Genomic DNA, 17,275 nt, shown 5'->3' on the forward strand with positions numbered 1-17,275 from the left:
GTATTTAGATCTGTCATTTGATATCAAAAACGATAAATTATCTATATAAATTAAGTTTGTTCATTAGAAAAATTATCTTGTATAATTTATTGAGTTAGTGAAAAGATTTGTATTGTAGGATATACAATAGGGGAAAGTGAATCTATTTTTTAAGATTTTTCTCATTGTATTTTGGTATTCTGCCTCTTAAGGATTTATTGTATTTTTGTAAAGCTGTGATTAGATTATGTAGTTATTGCTTTTTATGATAAATTCTTTAGGAATTTTTTCTGTATCGGAATTTCATTTTAATAGAGTGGGAAATACCTGAGGTTTAACTATAGGAGATAAAAATGTTTATTACGAACGCTTATGCTCAAGTTGCAGGCGATGTTTCCGGTGGAATTTCATTTGCTAGCGCTGTCCCATTCATTTTAATTTTTGCAATTATGTATTTTTTTATCATTCGTCCACAGCGTGCCCAAATGAAAAAACGCCAAGAAATGCTTAATGCAGTACGTCGTGGTGATACAGTTATAACGGGTGGTGGTATTATCGGCAAGGTTACGAAGGTTCACGACGAGAGCGGTGAATTAGAGGTTGAAATTGGTGAGAGTATGAATATTCGTGTTATTCGCTCAACATTAGCTGATGTGCGCGTTAAAGGTGAGCCGGTTGCAGAAAAAAAATCAAAACTTAATGCTAAAGCAAAAAGACCACAAAAGTCTAAATCTAAAACGACAACGAAAGAAGATATGAGTATCTCTAAAGAGAAAAAAGCTATATCAAAGGAAAATGCATCTTAAGGTGTAATGGCAGTTTATTACATTTTTTAAGCATTTTTATAAAAAGCTTGGCAAGATCAAGACAATTTCATTGAAAAAGAGGCTTTTATAGTGGCTACAGAAAATGGAGTTTTTGTTTTCTTTAGATGATTAAAATAGTTGTTTTATTTATAGAATATTACGCAATTTTTTTCTGTTTTTTAAACAAGATCATTGTTTTTATAAAAAGCAATTTGTGAGTAAATAAGCTGAGGAAACTTTTTAAAAGATAGATTTATTTAAGCAGGTATAGCATTTTACCGCGGTTTATTCGCAAATTTTCATATATTTGTTGTATGAGAAGATTAGGGCATTATATAAAATTTTCACTTCAATACTAGGCTATGTTTAACATATCAATGTTTATATTAGCCTTACTTTAATTTTTATGATGAGAAGAAGCAAAGACAATTGGATTATTCAAAAATAAAAGGTGCATATTCATGTTCGATGCAATTCAAATTCGTGAAGCACATTTTCCAAGTCGCGCACCTATTGATGCTTATGGAAATGGTGGGTTTCGTTTTGCTGATATGTCTCATAGAGGTTCTATTATTTGTGTACCATCAGGTATTTATGGCATTGAGATGGCAGGGCCTGTTCCCACTCAAAGGGATATATCTCGTATTTTAGAAGAAGCTTCTGAAATCGAAGTTTTATTAATAGGTACTGGAATTGAATTATTACGATTACCTGAAGAGTTACGGGTGCTTTTATGGGAAAAACGTATTTCATCAGATACAATGAGTACGGGAGCAGCGGTGCGTACATTTAATGTTTTATTGGCTGAAGATCGCGCTGTTGCGGCGTTATTATTTGCGGTAGAATAGAGTATTGTTTAATAAAACAAAGGCTCTGGTCTAGCATGAAAGACTTGTGTGATTATTTTCTGCGCTGTAAAATACTGTCGTTTAAGGCGGTGATATAAGGGTATAGAATATACATAACTTAACACATTAAGTGTTTTTTAAATACAGCAGCAAGTATTCAGGACAAAGTTTGCTCATAGTTCCTAATGAATCACATGAGTGATCACCTCTTGGGACTTAAGACAGTTCATAAGAGGCATTTTAATTCTTTCTTATACAATTTTTACCTACAAGCCAGTTCCGCTTATGACGTGCAAGGGAATAGTTTTTATTGATGTAACATGGAATTGGTTTGAAATGAAAGCATATCTACGATATTTGGGATTCTAATTTAATATACAAAACACAAAATTATCATTATAAATCAATGCGTTTATAGTAACAGAAACGCACCGAGAGCAATTGGATTTTTTACAAATTGGTGTTGGTAAGAACCTTTGTCTTTTAGGATGGGGAGGAGGTCAATGATTGATGAAGTTTTTGTGATCAGTGCATTTTTTATAAAATAACATTGTCATCTATCCACTGAAAAAGTGTTTTGCGTTGCTTGTTGTTCAAGTTTTACTATGCATGTTACGATAGGTTTTTAGCTTTTTTATTGCAAATGAAAACTTGAAGTCCGATAAGATAAGTTTTATCAGAAAAATTATTTATTTAATTTTTTTCTTTCTAAAACGAAAAGGGATTAGAAAAGAAATTTTAATTCATAATACAGTTAAGAGACACATTTAAAAATCTTATTTTCTGAACTGTATTTGCTTATCCTTCATTTTTTAATATGAATAAAAAGAGGGTATTAATTTAATTGCTAAAAAAGGGACGTTAATAGGTTCATAGAATGATAGGCTCTCTTCCTTATTGTCTTGATATTTTACGTACCATAGATCGTGATCGCTATATATCGGTTTTATTTGCACCTAAAAAAAAGCGCCAAGCATTGGCTGCTCTTTATGTATTTAATGCTGAAGTTTCTCGTATCCGCGAAAGTGTACATGACCCACTCATAGGAGAAATACGGTTACGTTGGTGGTATGATGCTATTGCTCATGGTGAAATGCAAACGAGTGGAAACAATCCGATTTTGAATGATTTATTAAAAGCAATCACTCTTTTTAATTTACCTAAGACAGCTTTTTTACGTTATTGTGATGCGCAAATTTTAGATCTTTATCACAATCCAATAGAAACACTTCATGATCTAGAGCATTATTGTGGTGAGACAGCAGGCATAATTTTACAGCTTTCTTGTCAGATATTAGATCCTGAAACTGCACAAGAGTTTACAGATATCTATGAACATGGAGGGATTTCTCAAGGATTAAGCGGTGTATTGCGTCTTTTATCATTCATGCAATCACGATATCAATATTATTTACCCACTGATATATTAAAGGCTGTAGGAGTGAATAGGGAAGATTTGGAATCTCATCGTCTCAGCGATCAACAAAAGGGTTGTATTGTTGAAGCTATGGTAGCATTATCGCGCGATCATTATACCCAATTTTACGAGTATTCTTGTACTTTACCGAGAGTTCTTAAGCCAGCTTTTCTTCCATTGGTCATTGTACCAGCTTCTCTTCAAAAAGCTATACAGCTGGGGGCAGCAATTTTTCAAGAGAGTGCAACTTTGCCATTGATGTATCGCTATTGGTTGATAACAAGGGCAGCAATAAGCGGCAATTTTCCAAAGATATTGTAAAAAAATATTACTACGTTGGAATGCGTAACATGTAGACTGATTTTTTCATATGAAGATAAAAGGAGCTATTGTGATTCCAAACCATTTTTTTGTTATAAAAAATGTTGATGTTTTGGTTGTTATGAACGCAAAAGAATAAGAAATTTTATGATCTTGAAAATACGCTGTATTTCTTCATCAGTAATATGTTTTATTCAGTGTATTGGATGGGTGAGATGCAGAGAAAGAAAAACATGAGATAAATCTTAATACATTGGTTTGTTTGAAGAAGAACTTTTAAGTACTCTGAATGTATTGATTGTATCTCATTTGCAAATGAAATGAAATTTCTATTTTATGAGAGAAGTTATCTTAGCAGTCTATAAGTCTATAAAAAACTCTTATTTTTGAGAAATTATAACATCATAATTGATGACTGTTATGATTGATGAATATATTGATTTATAATGATAATACGTTTTTTCTTATATTGAATGAGAGTCTTGAATAGAAAAAGATTTCTCCATTTTTATAATGAATTTTAAAAATAGTTTTTTTATCTATTATAAGTTGGATGTGTAAATGAAATCATTTAAGGAAGAAGCAATACGCTCCCTATGAATGAATATTAAGAGTAGCAATATAATGAGCTATGAATGAATGACGATAGGGATGATGTTTATAGCTTTAATGGGCGGCAACCTTTACGACCTTTGGATGGATAATGTTTTTTAATGCATTGCAAAAACGATTCTACATTCCATTGACTATTTTCTCGCAAATCCATACATGCACTGTTTTGCGAGAAAATGAATCATTATACAAACGCTGATCCTAAGATATGCAGACAAGAAATCCGTCTTACCTCTTCAACTATAGACGAAGAGCTGATGAAAACTTTATCAATAAGTTCTTAAAATTATGCACAATCTTTTTATTGGAGAGCGTTAAAGATCTGATTATAATTTGTGCTATTAATTTCCAAAGGATGTTCTTTATTGGCAACTTGTAGCATTTCTAGCTTGAGATCTTCTCTTATCATCATATCTATATTGGCGCGGACCTCAGTTGAAAGATTATGAGACGTGATATCTTTAGGCATGGTTACAGTCTTTATTTGATAAATGATACGGTTTGTTGCAACCGGACCTTTTATGATGCCATAATGACCTTTGGGAGCAGCAAATAATGCTTTAATCCCTTCAACGCCAAGGGTTTCAGATGAGTCTTGACGCCGGAGGGTTGGTGTTGTTTGTTTTGTAACACCAAGGGTATGAGCAAGAGCAACAAGACTTTTTCCTTCCGTGAGCTGTTTGAGAGCATTTTGGGCTTTTTCATCAAGAAGACGTTGGATTTCCTCATTTTTCCATTGAGAAAGAACATCTAGCTTAGCCTCTTCAAGTGTCTTATCGCGGGAAGGAATAATTTTATCGACCTTGTACCAGAGATATCCACCATTTTGAAAAGAGAGAGGATCAAGATCGACTCCTTCGTTTGATTGATAGATGGCATTCAGTAAAATATCTTTTTGAGGTAAATCCGTGAGTATTGCACCTTCAAGCGTTTTTCCCGTTTTATCAATAGTAATTGTGCGCAAAGATAACTTGTATTGGTCAGCTAACTCTTTGAGAGAAGCACCCTCAAAACGAGCATTTTCAATGGCTACATAATTGTTACGGATATCATCAGTAGCACGATTTTTGGCAAGTGTTTGGCGAATATTTTCTTCTACACTTTCAAAAGGAAGAGAGCTTGAAGGTTCAATATGCGTAACGCGAATGAGAACAGGTCCCTGTAAGTCATTTATCACAGGACTGACTTGGCCTTGTTGAAGTTCAAAAATTTCAGATGTCAGATGATTAGGAAGTTCGTTTTCTGCGAGAGGACCTTTTTTTATGTCATTAAGAGTCTTTTTTTCAGCTTTTACCAGTTCATCAAAACTCAATCCATCAGCTATTTTTTTTGCTGCATTATCGGCTTCTTCGCGTGAGGGGAATCGCAGTTCTTCGAATGTACGCTTTTCAGGCGTTACAAAACGTGAAGCATTTTGTGTATAATAGGCTTTCGCCTCATCTGTTGAGATATCTTGAGGTTTTACAAAATCATTAAGTTCCATAGATAGCAAAGAGACAGTGCGGTATTCTGGAGCACGAAATTGACTTTGATGTGTTTCAAACCATTTTTGTAATGTTGCGTAATCAGGATCAGCAATTGTTTTCTTTTCTTTTAGATCAATAACGAGATAATCAGCAATACGCATTTCTTCTTGATAAAGAGCAAGTGCTTTATAAAAGAGATTTGGTGCCTTCATATCAGAAAGTAAAGCAGCAATAAGCTGATTACGCTTTTCTTGTTTGGTGTAATAATTAAGAAAAGCACTTTCACTAATGTGTAAATGCTGAAGATAGTTATAAAACAAGTTTTTATCAAAAGTGCCATTTACCTGGAACATCTTATCAGAACCAATCGCATGAGCTATTGTATCTTTTGAAAGACTTATTTTCATTTTACGTGCTTGTTCATCAAGCAGTACATTTTGTTGTAATTGATTAAATACAAAAGCAGGAATTTGGTATTGCTGCATTTCATTTGCTGTAAACATTCGTCCAAGATGAGCAGCATATGCTAAACGTGCGCTTTGATCGGCGAGTGCAAGACGATAATCATCGACAGTTACTGTGGACTTTCCAGAAGTAATAAGATCTCTTTCACTTTTTTTGTGTAACTGCGGTACCCCCCATAAAAGAATGAAGCATAAGAGTAAAATAGCAAGGAAAATTCTAAAAATCCAAGAATTTGTAGCATTTCTTATGATGTCAAGCATTGTTCAAGTCCATTTTTAATGTGAGTTATTATCAAAGCTGTAATGGAATTTGCAATAAAGGGATGAAAGATGCAAGCTTTAAAGACTTGCTTTCATTTTATAATTTGGTAACTACAGATAAACAATGTATTGTAAAAGCTCTTGAGGTGAAAATATGTCTCAAAATATTCGGCCTTTTCTTGCTGGAAATTGGAAAATGAATGGAACGAGTGAATCGCTTGGAGAGTTGCGTGCTATTGCTACAGGCGTTAGCTCTGATCTAGGTCATCTTTTTGAGGCGCTTATTTGTGTTCCAGCAACGCTTTTATCGCGTGCTTCTAATACGCTGAATGGTGAAAATCTCCTTTTGGGAGGACAAAATTGTCACTTTGATGATCATGGTCCTTATACTGGAGATATTTCAGCTTTTATGCTTAAAGAAGCGGGAGCAAGTCATGTTATTATTGGGCATTCAGAACGTCGTACAGTGTACCAGGAAAATGATGCGATTGTCTGTGCCAAAGTGCAAGCTGCGTGGCGAGCAGGTCTTGTGGCTCTTGTATGTATTGGTGAAACATTGGAGGAGCGTAATAATAATAAAGTACTGGATATTCTCACGCAGCAGCTTGAAGAATCTCTCCCAGATGATGCAACAGCAGAGAATACCATTATCGCTTATGAACCAGTTTGGGCGATAGGCACCGGCAACACAGCGACTCCAGAAGATATTGCAAAAGTACATCATTTCATTCGTGATAGGGTGCGCTCTCGTTTTGGTGATGAAGGCAATAAGATACGTTTGCTTTATGGTGGATCCGTAAAACCATCCAATGCATTTGAGCTTTTAAGCATTGCTCATGTTAATGGTGCTTTGATAGGTGGAGCAAGCTTAAAAGCGATTGATTTTTTAACTATTTGCGATGTTTGTCGTAAACTATAGCAGAGAAATTTGAGTTTCCCCTTGGATTGTGCGTTATTTATGTGTAAATAGCTATTAAAGAGTTATTTGAAGAGCAGGGTTTATGCAAACAGTACTTATAGTTATTCATTTTTTGATTGTGATTACTTTGGTTGGTGTTATATTAATTCAACCTTCAGAAGGTGGTGGGCTAGGTGTGAGTAATAGCTCAGGGTTGATGAAAACTCGTGGATCTCGAAACCCTTTAACACGTTTGACTGCTATTTTAGCCTGTTGTTTTTTTGTTGTGTCTATTGGACTTACCGTGGTGAGTAATATATCAAATTCTAGTTCTGATATCTTAAAGCGTATACCGGTTAATTCAGAACAGAATTCTACCAATAAAGACTCAGGATCAGTCCCATCGTCAGATGGTGAGTCCTCCCCTTCTATTCTTGAACAGCTAGGAGGCACTTCGAATTCTTCGCAGGAACAGAAACAGTCCACAAATCCTGAAGCAGAAAGTCCAGTTCCTCAGGTTCTTGAAAATACAGTTCCCGATAACAGTACAAAATAGTTTTTTAAGAAAACATAGACTTTTTAAAAAAGGTGATTTTTTTCGCCTTTTTTATTTTAGAAGAAAAATTGTTTCTTTTTGCATTTTTTGCTGGAAAAATCATTATAAATTGCTTATCACCATAAGCCCATGGCACGTTATGTTTTTATTACTGGTGGTGTGGTTTCTTCCCTTGGAAAAGGCATCGCAGCGGCGGCGTTAGCAGCGTTATTACAGGCTCGTGGCTATCGCGTACGTCTTCGCAAACTTGATCCTTATTTAAATGTTGATCCAGGTACGATGTCGCCTTATCAACATGGTGAAGTATTTGTGACCGATGATGGTGCAGAAACGGATCTTGATCTTGGTCATTATGAGCGTTTTACTGGGCGTTCTGCAAATAGCCAAGATAATATTACAACAGGGCGTATTTATCGCAATATCATTGAACGAGAGCGGCGTGGTGATTATTTGGGGGCAACAGTCCAAGTTATTCCTCATGTTACAGATGAAATTAAGAGATTCATTACGATGGGAAATGAAGAATTTGATTTTGTTTTGTGTGAGATAGGTGGAACGGTTGGTGATATTGAAGCAATGCCTTTTCTAGAAGCGATTCGTCAGCTTCGCAATGAGCTACCGAGACAAAATGTCGTTTATGTCCATCTCACATTAATGCCTTATATTCCTTCAGCAGGTGAATTAAAAACGAAACCAACACAACATTCTGTCAAAGAATTGCAAGCAGTTGGTATTTCTCCTGATATTTTGCTTGTACGTGCAGATCGATCTATTCCAGAAACAGAACGGTGCAAATTATCACTTTTTTGCAATGTTCGCTCCAATGCAGTCATTCAGGCATTAGATATGCCAACAATTTATGATGTTCCTATGGCATACCATAAGGAGGGTTTGGACTCTGAAGTTCTTTGCGCTTTTGGAATCGATTCGGCACCTTCCCCCAAGATGGATCGTTGGGAAGATATTACGCATCGTATTCATCATCCTGAAGGAGAAGTTACGATTGCTGTTGTGGGAAAATATACGGGCTTAAAGGATGCTTATAAATCTCTTATTGAAGCGATTGCGCATGGTGGTTTAGCGAATAGAGTGAAGGTTAATATTGAGTGGATTGATTCGGAGCTTTTTGAAAAAGAAGATTCTGTTTCAGCTTTACAAAAAGCCCATGGAATTTTAGTTCCAGGTGCTTTTGGGGCACGAGGGGCAGAAGGGAAGATTCGAGCAATTCAATTTGCGCGAGAGCGTAAAGTTCCATTTTTAGGGATTTGTTTTGGGATGCAATTAGCTTGTATAGAAGCTGCGCGCAATATTGCACAGATTGAGAATGCTTCATCAAGTGAGTTTTGCGAAACAGACAATCCAATTGTAGGTTTAATGACAGAATGGCTTAAAGGAGATGTTCTTGAAAAACGTACAAGAAATGGTGATCTCGGCGGTTCAATGCGCCTTGGTGCTTTTGCTGCTGAGTTAAAAGAAGAGAGTCATATTGCTCAAATTTATGGGATGACCAAGATTGTCGAGCGACATCGTCATCGTTATGAGGTCAATATTGATTATAAGGATAAGTTAGAACAGTGTGGTTTGATTTTTTCTGGGATGTCTCCTGATGGTATTTTACCAGAAACGATAGAATATGTAGATCATCCATGGTTTATTGGTGTTCAATATCATCCAGAATTAAAATCACGTCCTTTTGATCCACATCCGCTTTTTTCTTCTTTTATTGAAGCCGCTGTAGAACAAAGTCGATTGGTTTAATGCGTAAATTGGATTACTTTGCTTTTGAGGGATAAAATGACTAAACCAAATGCCCGTGTGAAAGTTGGAAATATGATTTTTTCAAATGAAATGCCTCTTTCATTAATTGCAGGGCCGTGTCAGATGGAAAGTCGTGATCATGCTTTTGAAATGGCTGGTCGTATTAAAACAATTACCGATCAGCTTGGTATCGGGTTTGTTTATAAATCAAGTTACGATAAAGCCAACAGAACCTCTTTGGGGGCGGCACGTGGTATTGGTCTTGAAAAAGCAATGTCCATTTTTTCTGATTTAAAAAAAGAGTTTAATTGTCCCATATTAACTGATGTGCATACAGAAGAGCAATGTACAATTGTTTCTTCTACAGTTGATATTTTACAAATACCGGCTTTTTTATGTCGTCAAACAGATCTTTTGGTAGCAGCCGCCAAAACAGAATGTGTTATTAACATTAAAAAAGGTCAGTTTTTAGCGCCGTGGGACATGGAGAATGTTTTAAAAAAGGTTGTTTACAGTGGTAATCCGAATGTTATGCTTTGTGAGCGAGGCACGTCATTTGGTTACAACCGACTTATTTCTGATATGCGTTCGTTGCCTATTTTACGTTCATTTGGTGCTCCTGTTATTTTTGATGCAACGCATTCTGTTCAAGAACCTGGGGGGCAGGGGGCTTCATCTGGTGGACAGCGTCAATTTGTTGAAATTTTAGCGCGTGCAGCTGTCTCTGTTGGGGTAGCTGGTATTTTTTTAGAAACACATCAAGATCCAGATAATGCACCTTCTGATGGACCCAATATGGTTAAAGTTGATGATTTACAAAGATTGCTTGAGACTTTAATGGAATTTGATTATCTGTCAAAAAAGTTGAGTTGAGAAGAGAAAAAATATTTCATTAATAGGGCATTATAAATGAATCGAGACTTTTATTGGATAAGGAAACACATATGACTATAATTGTCGATATCATTGGGCGTGAAGTTCTTGATAGCCGTGGTAATCCAACGGTAGAAGTTGATGTTCATTTGGAGAATGGAGCTTTTGGTCGCGCTCTGGTTCCTTCGGGAGCTTCAACAGGAGCACACGAGGCTATAGAGCTTCGTGATGGTGGTTTGCGCTATCAAGGGAAAGGTGTTGAAAAAGCGGTTGCTGCAGTTAATGGCGAAATTCTTGAAGAACTTGGTGGGCGGGATGCAACAAATCAAATTGCTATTGATCAAGCAATGATTGCTTTGGATGGAACGCCAAACAAAGCCCGTCTTGGTGCCAATGCACTTCTTGGTGTTTCATTAGCTGTTGCAAAAGCAGCTGCGGATTCATTAAATTTACCTTTGTATCGTTATATTGGTGGTACACAAGCGCATATTCTTCCAACCCCCATGATGAATATTATTAATGGTGGTGTTCATGCTGATAATTTGATTGATTTTCAAGAGTTTATGATTATTCCTATAGGAGCTCCTACTGTAAAAGAAGCTATCCGTTATGGCGCTGAGATTTTCCATGCATTGAAAAAGCGTTTAAAAGATGCGGGTTATAATACCAATGTTGGTGATGAAGGTGGTTTTGCTCCTCAATTTAAAAGTGCTGATCAAGCAATTGATTTTATTATGGAATCTATCATGATATGTGGCTATAAACCAGGTGAACAAATTGCCATTGGTTTAGACTGTGCTTCAACCGAATTTTATAAAAATGGTTCGTATTTTTATAAAGGTGAGGGGAAATGCCGTGACACCCAAGAGCAGGTAGATTATTTAGCGCAGCTTGTGAAAAATTATCCTATTATTACAATTGAAGATGGAATGGCAGAGGATGATTGGGAAGGTTGGAAGCTACTTACTGACACAATTGGAGAAAAATGTCAGCTTGTTGGCGATGATTTGTTTGTAACGAATTCAGCACGTTTGCGTGATGGTATCAAAATGGGGGTAGGCAATTCTATTCTCATAAAAGTTAATCAAATTGGTACATTGAGTGAAACACTTGATGCTGTAGAAGTAGCACATAAAGCAGGTTATCGTGCCATTATATCTCATCGTTCAGGCGAGACAGAGGATTCTTTCATTGCAGATCTTGCTGTTGCAACGAATTGTGGACAAATTAAAACAGGTTCTCTTGCACGTTCGGATAGATTAGCAAAATACAATCAACTTATCCGTATTGAAGAAATGCTAGGAGCCCAAGCGCATTATGCTGGTGATTTATATCGTGTATAGTTGTGAGCACAAAATATGAAAGTATAAGATCATTTAGATTATGAAATTGATATTTCTTATCAAAGGCATATACGCAATAATTTTTAAGTGTTTAAATTTATAGGGATTAAGATGAGAGGTATAATTATTAGTCAAGATCAAGGAAATTATCTCGTTTCGGGTGATGATGGTAAACGTTATCAGTTTGCGACTTGGGATTGGTTGGGAAAGAATCCACCAAGGATTGGTAATGCTGTTGATTTTGTCTGTGAAGGAGGTGTTGTCAGTTCTGTTTTCCCATTGTTGAGACCAGGTACAGAGAACACAAAGATAATGTTCGCACTGCTTTGTTGGGTTGCAGGTATCTTTGGTGTCCATCGCTTTATGGTTGGTAAAGTTAGGACTGGTGCTTTAATGCTGGTTCTATCTTTATCATTGTTTGGATTGATAATTACCGGAATTTGGGCAGTTGTTGATTTTATAGTCATTCTTGGAGGAAGATTTACGGATAAAGATGGGAATCAGATTACAGATTTTTAAAAATTTTATAATAAAGAGAAAGTAATTCAGTTCGCTTTTTATTTTTATAAATAATTAAGTTGCATTATGCGAAATTATTGTACTATATTTATTTGATATGAGATATTAAAAAACATGTATAGCTAAGTAAAAGTATTGAAAAAGGTAATGCTATTTTATACGGGTAAAGAAAAGACGCAAATTAATTAAGGCGTGCATTATTTTTCTGCTTATAGCAGTGGATAGCATTGGATTATTGGAGGCTTCAAACTATCCTAATTTCACGTTTATTACGGCTGCTACAAATTGTATTTACACCGTGAGGTTAATCCGCATATTATCAAATTAGAAATAATCTCTTTATGAATAACACATAAGGAGCGTGGGTAAGGATGAAGAGTAAAATTATTGTTCAAAATCAAGGGGTTTATTTCGTTTTGGGAGGTGATGATAAGCGTTATCAATTTGAGGATTGGAATTGGTTAGGAAAAAACCACCAAGCATAGGGGATACCGTTGATTTTATCTTCATTTTAATAGGAAATTTTAGGAAAAAAGCTACAAATTAGAGGATATCCAATATTTATAATATAAAAAGTGAGGCATTCAACTTACTTTGATCGTATTAAGGGGGGGATAAATTGAAATAACAAATTATTTTGGTGTAGATTTGGTAATGAGGTATTAATCAAAATCATGCATAGTTGGGCAAAATATCAAGAAATTTGTGCTGTAAAGACTGTGCTATTTTATGTGGACAAAGCAGAAACGTCGATCAATCAAAGTACGCTTTGTACTACCTCTTATGACGGTGGGAGTCTTAAGCTATTTCAGTTATCACATTTATCATGGTGAGTATGGATTGTATTCACGCAGTGAAGTTAATCAGCATATTAGCGAATTAGAAAAGGAGCTTCATGAAATAGAAGCTGAGCGGATATTCATGGAAAAGCGTATTTCTCTTTTACGCAATGGGCATATAGAAAAAGATATGTTGGATGAGTATGTCCGAAAGAATTTGAACTTTTCTAAGCCAAATGAATTGACAATCTTAATACCTTGAAATGATACCAAAGGTAAATGAAAAATCGCTTAATTTAAACAACAATCAGCAATGATATTGTTTAAGCCGATTGATAAGGCTTGTAACTTTTGTTCGTAAAGGTTATTCCTAAATAATCATAAAAGGGAGTTTAATATGGCAGAACGACTTAAAAAAAATTCTGCGTCGGCGGCGCGCACTGCATTATCAAGCACCACAAAGAAAGCACCAATAGCAGATTTTACAAAAGAAGAAGAAATTGATGCCTATCGTGAAATGCTTTTAATTCGCCGTTTTGAAGAAAAAGCAGGACAACTTTATGGTATGGGGCTTATTGGGGGATTTTGTCACCTTTATATTGGTCAGGAAGCCGTTGTTATAGGAACATTGAAAGCGGCAAAAGAAGGTGATCAGGTTATTACGTCTTACCGTGATCATGGTCATATGTTAGCCGTTGGGATGAGTCCGCGTGGTGTTATGGCAGAATTAACGGGACGTCAAGGTGGCTTTTCCAAAGGGAAAGGTGGCTCGATGCATATGTTCTCTAAAGAAAAGAACTTTTATGGAGGACATGGTATTGTTGGTGCGCAGGTTCCCATTGGTTCAGGTTTGGCATTTTCGAATCAGTACCTTGGTAAAAATAATGTGACATTGGTTTATTTTGGTGATGGTGCTGCAAATCAGGGGCAGGTTTACGAGAGTTTTAATATGGCTTCACTTTGGAAGCTTCCCGTTGTTTATATTATTGAAAATAATCAGTATGCTATGGGAACGTCAGTTTCACGTGCATCTGCAGAAACTGATTTTTCACGACGTGGTCTTTCTTTTGAAATTCCAGGTATTGTTGTTGACGGTATGGATGTTCGATCAGTAAAAGGAGCTGCTGATGAAGCAATTTCTTGGGCACGCTCAGGTAAAGGACCGATCATTCTTGATATGCAGACCTATCGCTATCGTGGTCATTCCATGTCTGATCCAGCAAAATATCGTTCAAAGGAAGAAGTCCAAAAAATAAAAGAGGAGCACGATCCGATTGATCAAGTAAAAAGTCGGATTCTTAAAAAAAATTGGGCGAGCGAAGACGATTTAAAATCTATTGAGAAAGAGGTCCGTGCAATTGTTGCTGATGCGGTAGATTTTGCACAAAGTGATCAAGAGCCAGATGCTTCTGAGCTCTATACTGATATTTTAGTTTGATGCGAGGGAAGCAAGTATGTCTATTGATATTTTGATGCCGACGCTTTCACCAACTATGGAAGAAGGTAAACTGTCTAAATGGCTCAAGAAAGAAGGTGATAAGGTTAGCTCTGGCGATGTTATTGCTGAAATTGAAACGGATAAGGCTACAATGGAAGTAGAGGCCGTTGATGAAGGTACTCTTGGTAAAATTTTTGTGCCTGAAGGTTCAGAAGGCGTAAGGGTTAACACTGTTATTGCAATTTTGTTAGAAGAAGGTGAGCGTGCTGAGGATATTTCGCAACCTACTGATACAGCACAAAAAACTAAGGAATCTGCTCTTTCTCTGCCTTTGTCAGTTCCGCAGGCTGCTCCTACTTTTGATACATCTCTTAATTTTGATATTCCAGCGGGAACACAAATGGTTACAATGACAGTTCGTGAAGCGCTTAATCAGGCTTTGGCTGAAGAAATGCGGCGTGATGAAACAGTTTTTCTTATGGGGGAAGAAGTCGCGCAATATCAAGGTGCCTATAAGGTTAGTCAAGGTTTGTTGGAAGAATTCGGAGAACGCCGAGTTATTGATACCCCAATTACAGAACACGGCTTTGCTGGGCTGGCTGTCGGGGCTGCTTTTGGTGGGTTACGTCCTATTGTCGAGTTTATGACCTTTAATTTTGCGATGCAGGCGATGGACCAAATTATTAACTCAGCAGCCAAAACACGTTATATGTCTGGTGGACAAATGACCGCTCCTATGGTTTTCCGAGGTCCCAATGGCGCGGCTGCCCGTGTTGGTGCTCAACATTCTCAATGTTATGCTGCATGGTATAGTCATGTACCAGGTCTGAAAGTTGTCATGCCTTATAGTGCTGCAGATGCAAAAGGTTTGCTGAAATCTGCTATTCGTGATGATAATCCTGTTATTTTCCTTGAAAATGAGATTTTGTATGGGCATCAATTTGATGTTCCTCAACTGGATGATTTTCTTTTGCCTATTGGTAAGGCACGTATTCATAAGTCTGGACAAGATGTGACGATTGTTGCATGTGGAATTGGGATGCATTATGCTGTTCAAGCGTTACCAGAAATTGAAAAACTTGGTATTGATGTTGAATTGATTGATTTACGAACCATTCGCCCGATGGATCTTCCAACAATTCTTTCGTCAGTTAAAAAAACAGGTCGTTTGGTCACAATTGAAGAGGGATTTCCTCAGTCATCTGTGGGAACTGAAATAGCAACGCGTGTTATGCAGCAGGCTTTTGACTATCTTGATGCGCCAATTGCTACGATTTCTGGTAAAGATGTTCCGATGCCTTATGCCGCTAATCTTGAGAAGTTGGCTTTGCCTAATACTGCTGAAATTATTGAGGCCGTTAAGGCTGTGACATACAGAGCATAACGGAGGAAAGCATAATGCCCATTAAAATTACAATGCCAGCGCTTTCCCCTACGATGGAAGAGGGAAATTTAACAAAATGGAATATTAAGGAGGGAGATAAGGTTTCCTCTGGTGATGTTATTGCTGAAATTGAGACGGATAAAGCGACAATGGAAGTCGAAGCCGTTGATGAAGGTAGGGTTGCTAAAATTGTTGTTCCTGCTGGAACACAAGGCGTTAAAGTAAATGCTTTAATTGTTGTTTTAGCAGAAGAAGGTGAAGATTTAGCTGAAGCTGCAAAAGTTACAGAAGAAATCTCTTCTTCTACAAGACAAGAATCAGAGGGCATCAAACAGACAGATTCTCTGAAACAGACGGACTCAAAGGGAATAAAAATGTCTCATGAATCATCAACTGGGCAATTAATACAGCAAGATAAAAAAGAAGCTCGTCTTTTTGCCTCTCCCTTAGCGCGGCGATTAGCATCTCAGGCAGGTCTTGATTTATCCTTTATTTCTGGAAGTGGTCCGCATGGGCGTATTATTAAGCGCGATGTAGAAAAAGCTGTGAGCAGCGATATGTCTAAAGTGTCTTATTCATCATCGATAGGGGAGCTAATAGCTACAGGTGCTTCGGACAAACAGATATTGAAACTCTTCAAAGAGGATGAATATAGCTTCGCTCCCCATAATAATATGCGTAAAACAATCGCGACACGTTTGGTGGAATCAAAACAGAGAGTCCCACATTTCTATGTAACGGTAGATTGTGAACTTGATGCGCTATTAGCACTGCGTACACAACTGAATGCTGCTGCTCCAATGGTTAAGGGGCAGGAAGAAACTCAGCCTACTTATAAGCTTTCTGTTAATGATATGGTGATCAAAGCTGTCGCACTTTCTTTGAAAGCGGTTCCCGATGCGAATGTTTCTTGGCTTGAAGGCGGGATGCTTCATCATAAACATTGTGATGTTGGGGTTGCTGTTTCTATTCCCAATGGATTAATTACACCGATTATTCGCCATGCAGAGGAAAAGCCGTTATCACTTATTTCCAAAGAGATGAAGGATTTTGCAAAGCGTGCGCGCGAGGGCAAGTTAAAAATGGAAGAATATCAGGGTGGAACAACAGCTGTATCAAATATGGGGATGTATGGTATAAAAAGTTTTTCGGCTATTCTTAATCCACCGCATGCGACGATTTTTGCGATTGGTGCAGGGGAGCAACGCGCCGTTGTTAAAAATGGTGCATTAGTTGTTGCGACAGTTATGTCAGTTACGCTTTCTGCGGATCATCGTGCTGTCGATGGTGCTTTAGCAGCAGAGCTCGCGCGGACTTTTAAGAAGATGATTGAAAATCCATTAGCAATGTTGGTTTGAACTGTTTAACAGTTCTTCACGTAAATTGTGAGAAAGCGTGTTAAGAGAATAGAAACAAATTTAAAGAGTTTAAAGAGCAATGTTATTGCTATTTCTGGTTTGGATAAAGCATTTGCGTGAAGCTTAAAGCAAAGACATAAGATAATTCTCTCATGTTTTTTTACAGACTTAAGTTCAAAAAATGCATATCCATTT

14 protein-coding genes are annotated in these 17,275 nt (G+C 36.9%); 13 read left to right on the forward strand and 1 reads right to left on the reverse strand.

What is annotated here, in order from left to right:
- The first annotated feature begins 332 nt into the window (after positions 1–332).
- From yajC to ACFIMA_RS06845, 3 genes are all read left to right on the forward strand, one after another.
- Positions 333–785 carry a preprotein translocase subunit YajC gene (gene yajC / locus ACFIMA_RS06835; protein ID WP_375612910.1) on the forward strand — a complete coding sequence of 151 codons (453 nt, stop codon included), beginning with the start codon at positions 333–335 and terminating at the stop codon, positions 783–785.
- A gap of 461 nt (positions 786–1,246) precedes the next feature.
- Positions 1,247–1,633, forward strand: coding sequence for an Mth938-like domain-containing protein (locus ACFIMA_RS06840; protein ID WP_375611259.1), 387 nt, complete (start codon positions 1,247–1,249; stop codon positions 1,631–1,633).
- A gap of 877 nt (positions 1,634–2,510) precedes the next feature.
- Complete coding sequence (locus ACFIMA_RS06845; protein WP_375611260.1) at positions 2,511–3,371, forward strand: phytoene/squalene synthase family protein; 861 nt, start codon at positions 2,511–2,513, stop codon at positions 3,369–3,371.
- 913 nt (positions 3,372–4,284) lie between these two features.
- Here the strand turns inward: ACFIMA_RS06845 and ACFIMA_RS06850 are convergent.
- Positions 4,285–6,174, reverse strand: a complete 1,890-nt coding sequence (locus ACFIMA_RS06850) for a peptidyl-prolyl cis-trans isomerase (RefSeq protein ID WP_375693260.1) — start codon at positions 6,172–6,174, stop codon at positions 4,285–4,287.
- A 154-nt stretch (positions 6,175–6,328) separates the two neighbouring features.
- Here ACFIMA_RS06850 and tpiA point away from each other — a divergent pair, with 154 nt between their 5' ends.
- The 10 genes from tpiA to ACFIMA_RS06900 all read left to right on the forward strand — a co-directional run bounded on the left by tpiA (position 6,329) and on the right by ACFIMA_RS06900 (position 17,080).
- On the forward strand, positions 6,329–7,093 hold the full coding sequence (tpiA, locus tag ACFIMA_RS06855) for a triose-phosphate isomerase (RefSeq protein WP_375612907.1): 765 nt from the start codon (positions 6,329–6,331) through the stop codon (positions 7,091–7,093).
- An 82-nt stretch (positions 7,094–7,175) separates the two neighbouring features.
- Entirely contained in the window at positions 7,176–7,628 is a 453-nt protein-coding gene (gene secG, locus ACFIMA_RS06860; RefSeq protein WP_375612906.1) for a preprotein translocase subunit SecG, read from the forward strand.
- A gap of 129 nt (positions 7,629–7,757) precedes the next feature.
- Complete coding sequence (locus ACFIMA_RS06865; RefSeq protein WP_375631768.1) at positions 7,758–9,386, forward strand: CTP synthase; 1,629 nt, start codon at positions 7,758–7,760, stop codon at positions 9,384–9,386.
- A gap of 36 nt (positions 9,387–9,422) precedes the next feature.
- Positions 9,423–10,259: a 3-deoxy-8-phosphooctulonate synthase gene (gene kdsA, locus ACFIMA_RS06870; RefSeq protein WP_273791141.1), complete on the forward strand. Its 837-nt coding sequence runs from the start codon at positions 9,423–9,425 to the stop codon at positions 10,257–10,259.
- A gap of 71 nt (positions 10,260–10,330) precedes the next feature.
- Entirely contained in the window at positions 10,331–11,602 is a 1,272-nt protein-coding gene (gene eno / locus ACFIMA_RS06875; RefSeq protein WP_375628970.1) for a phosphopyruvate hydratase, read from the forward strand.
- Positions 11,603–11,713: 111 nt separating this feature from the next.
- Positions 11,714–12,121 (forward strand): TM2 domain-containing protein, encoded by a 408-nt coding sequence (locus tag ACFIMA_RS06880; RefSeq protein ID WP_375612903.1) that lies wholly within the window; start codon positions 11,714–11,716, stop codon positions 12,119–12,121.
- Between the two features lie 729 nt (positions 12,122–12,850).
- Entirely contained in the window at positions 12,851–13,162 is a 312-nt protein-coding gene (locus tag ACFIMA_RS06885) for a septum formation initiator family protein (protein WP_375612902.1), read from the forward strand.
- A 135-nt stretch (positions 13,163–13,297) separates the two neighbouring features.
- Positions 13,298–14,338, forward strand: a complete 1,041-nt coding sequence (gene pdhA, locus ACFIMA_RS06890; RefSeq protein ID WP_375677777.1) for a pyruvate dehydrogenase (acetyl-transferring) E1 component subunit alpha — start codon at positions 13,298–13,300, stop codon at positions 14,336–14,338.
- Positions 14,339–14,354: 16 nt separating this feature from the next.
- Positions 14,355–15,722, forward strand: a complete 1,368-nt coding sequence (locus tag ACFIMA_RS06895) for a pyruvate dehydrogenase complex E1 component subunit beta (RefSeq protein ID WP_375620767.1) — start codon at positions 14,355–14,357, stop codon at positions 15,720–15,722.
- Positions 15,723–15,736: 14 nt separating this feature from the next.
- Entirely contained in the window at positions 15,737–17,080 is a 1,344-nt protein-coding gene (locus ACFIMA_RS06900) for a pyruvate dehydrogenase complex dihydrolipoamide acetyltransferase (protein WP_375652268.1), read from the forward strand.
- Positions 17,081–17,275: the final 195 nt, after the last annotated feature.

Source organism: Bartonella sp. AP88HLJMH (genome assembly GCF_042195605.1).
Lineage (GTDB): Bacteria > Pseudomonadota > Alphaproteobacteria > Rhizobiales > Rhizobiaceae > Bartonella.

Coding starts and splice junctions, on each gene's coding strand:
- yajC (WP_375612910.1), top strand. CDS start 333: ATGTTTATTACGAACGCTTATGCTCAAGTTGCAGGCGATGTTTCCGGT.
- ACFIMA_RS06840 (WP_375611259.1), top strand. CDS start 1,247: ATGTTCGATGCAATTCAAATTCGTGAAGCACATTTTCCAAGTCGCGCA.
- ACFIMA_RS06845 (WP_375611260.1), top strand. CDS start 2,511: ATGATAGGCTCTCTTCCTTATTGTCTTGATATTTTACGTACCATAGAT.
- ACFIMA_RS06850 (WP_375693260.1), bottom strand. CDS start 6,174: ATGCTTGACATCATAAGAAATGCTACAAATTCTTGGATTTTTAGAATT.
- tpiA (WP_375612907.1), top strand. CDS start 6,329: ATGTCTCAAAATATTCGGCCTTTTCTTGCTGGAAATTGGAAAATGAAT.
- secG (WP_375612906.1), top strand. CDS start 7,176: ATGCAAACAGTACTTATAGTTATTCATTTTTTGATTGTGATTACTTTG.
- ACFIMA_RS06865 (WP_375631768.1), top strand. CDS start 7,758: ATGGCACGTTATGTTTTTATTACTGGTGGTGTGGTTTCTTCCCTTGGA.
- kdsA (WP_273791141.1), top strand. CDS start 9,423: ATGACTAAACCAAATGCCCGTGTGAAAGTTGGAAATATGATTTTTTCA.
- eno (WP_375628970.1), top strand. CDS start 10,331: ATGACTATAATTGTCGATATCATTGGGCGTGAAGTTCTTGATAGCCGT.
- ACFIMA_RS06880 (WP_375612903.1), top strand. CDS start 11,714: ATGAGAGGTATAATTATTAGTCAAGATCAAGGAAATTATCTCGTTTCG.
- ACFIMA_RS06885 (WP_375612902.1), top strand. CDS start 12,851: ATGTGGACAAAGCAGAAACGTCGATCAATCAAAGTACGCTTTGTACTA.
- pdhA (WP_375677777.1), top strand. CDS start 13,298: ATGGCAGAACGACTTAAAAAAAATTCTGCGTCGGCGGCGCGCACTGCA.
- ACFIMA_RS06895 (WP_375620767.1), top strand. CDS start 14,355: ATGTCTATTGATATTTTGATGCCGACGCTTTCACCAACTATGGAAGAA.
- ACFIMA_RS06900 (WP_375652268.1), top strand. CDS start 15,737: ATGCCCATTAAAATTACAATGCCAGCGCTTTCCCCTACGATGGAAGAG.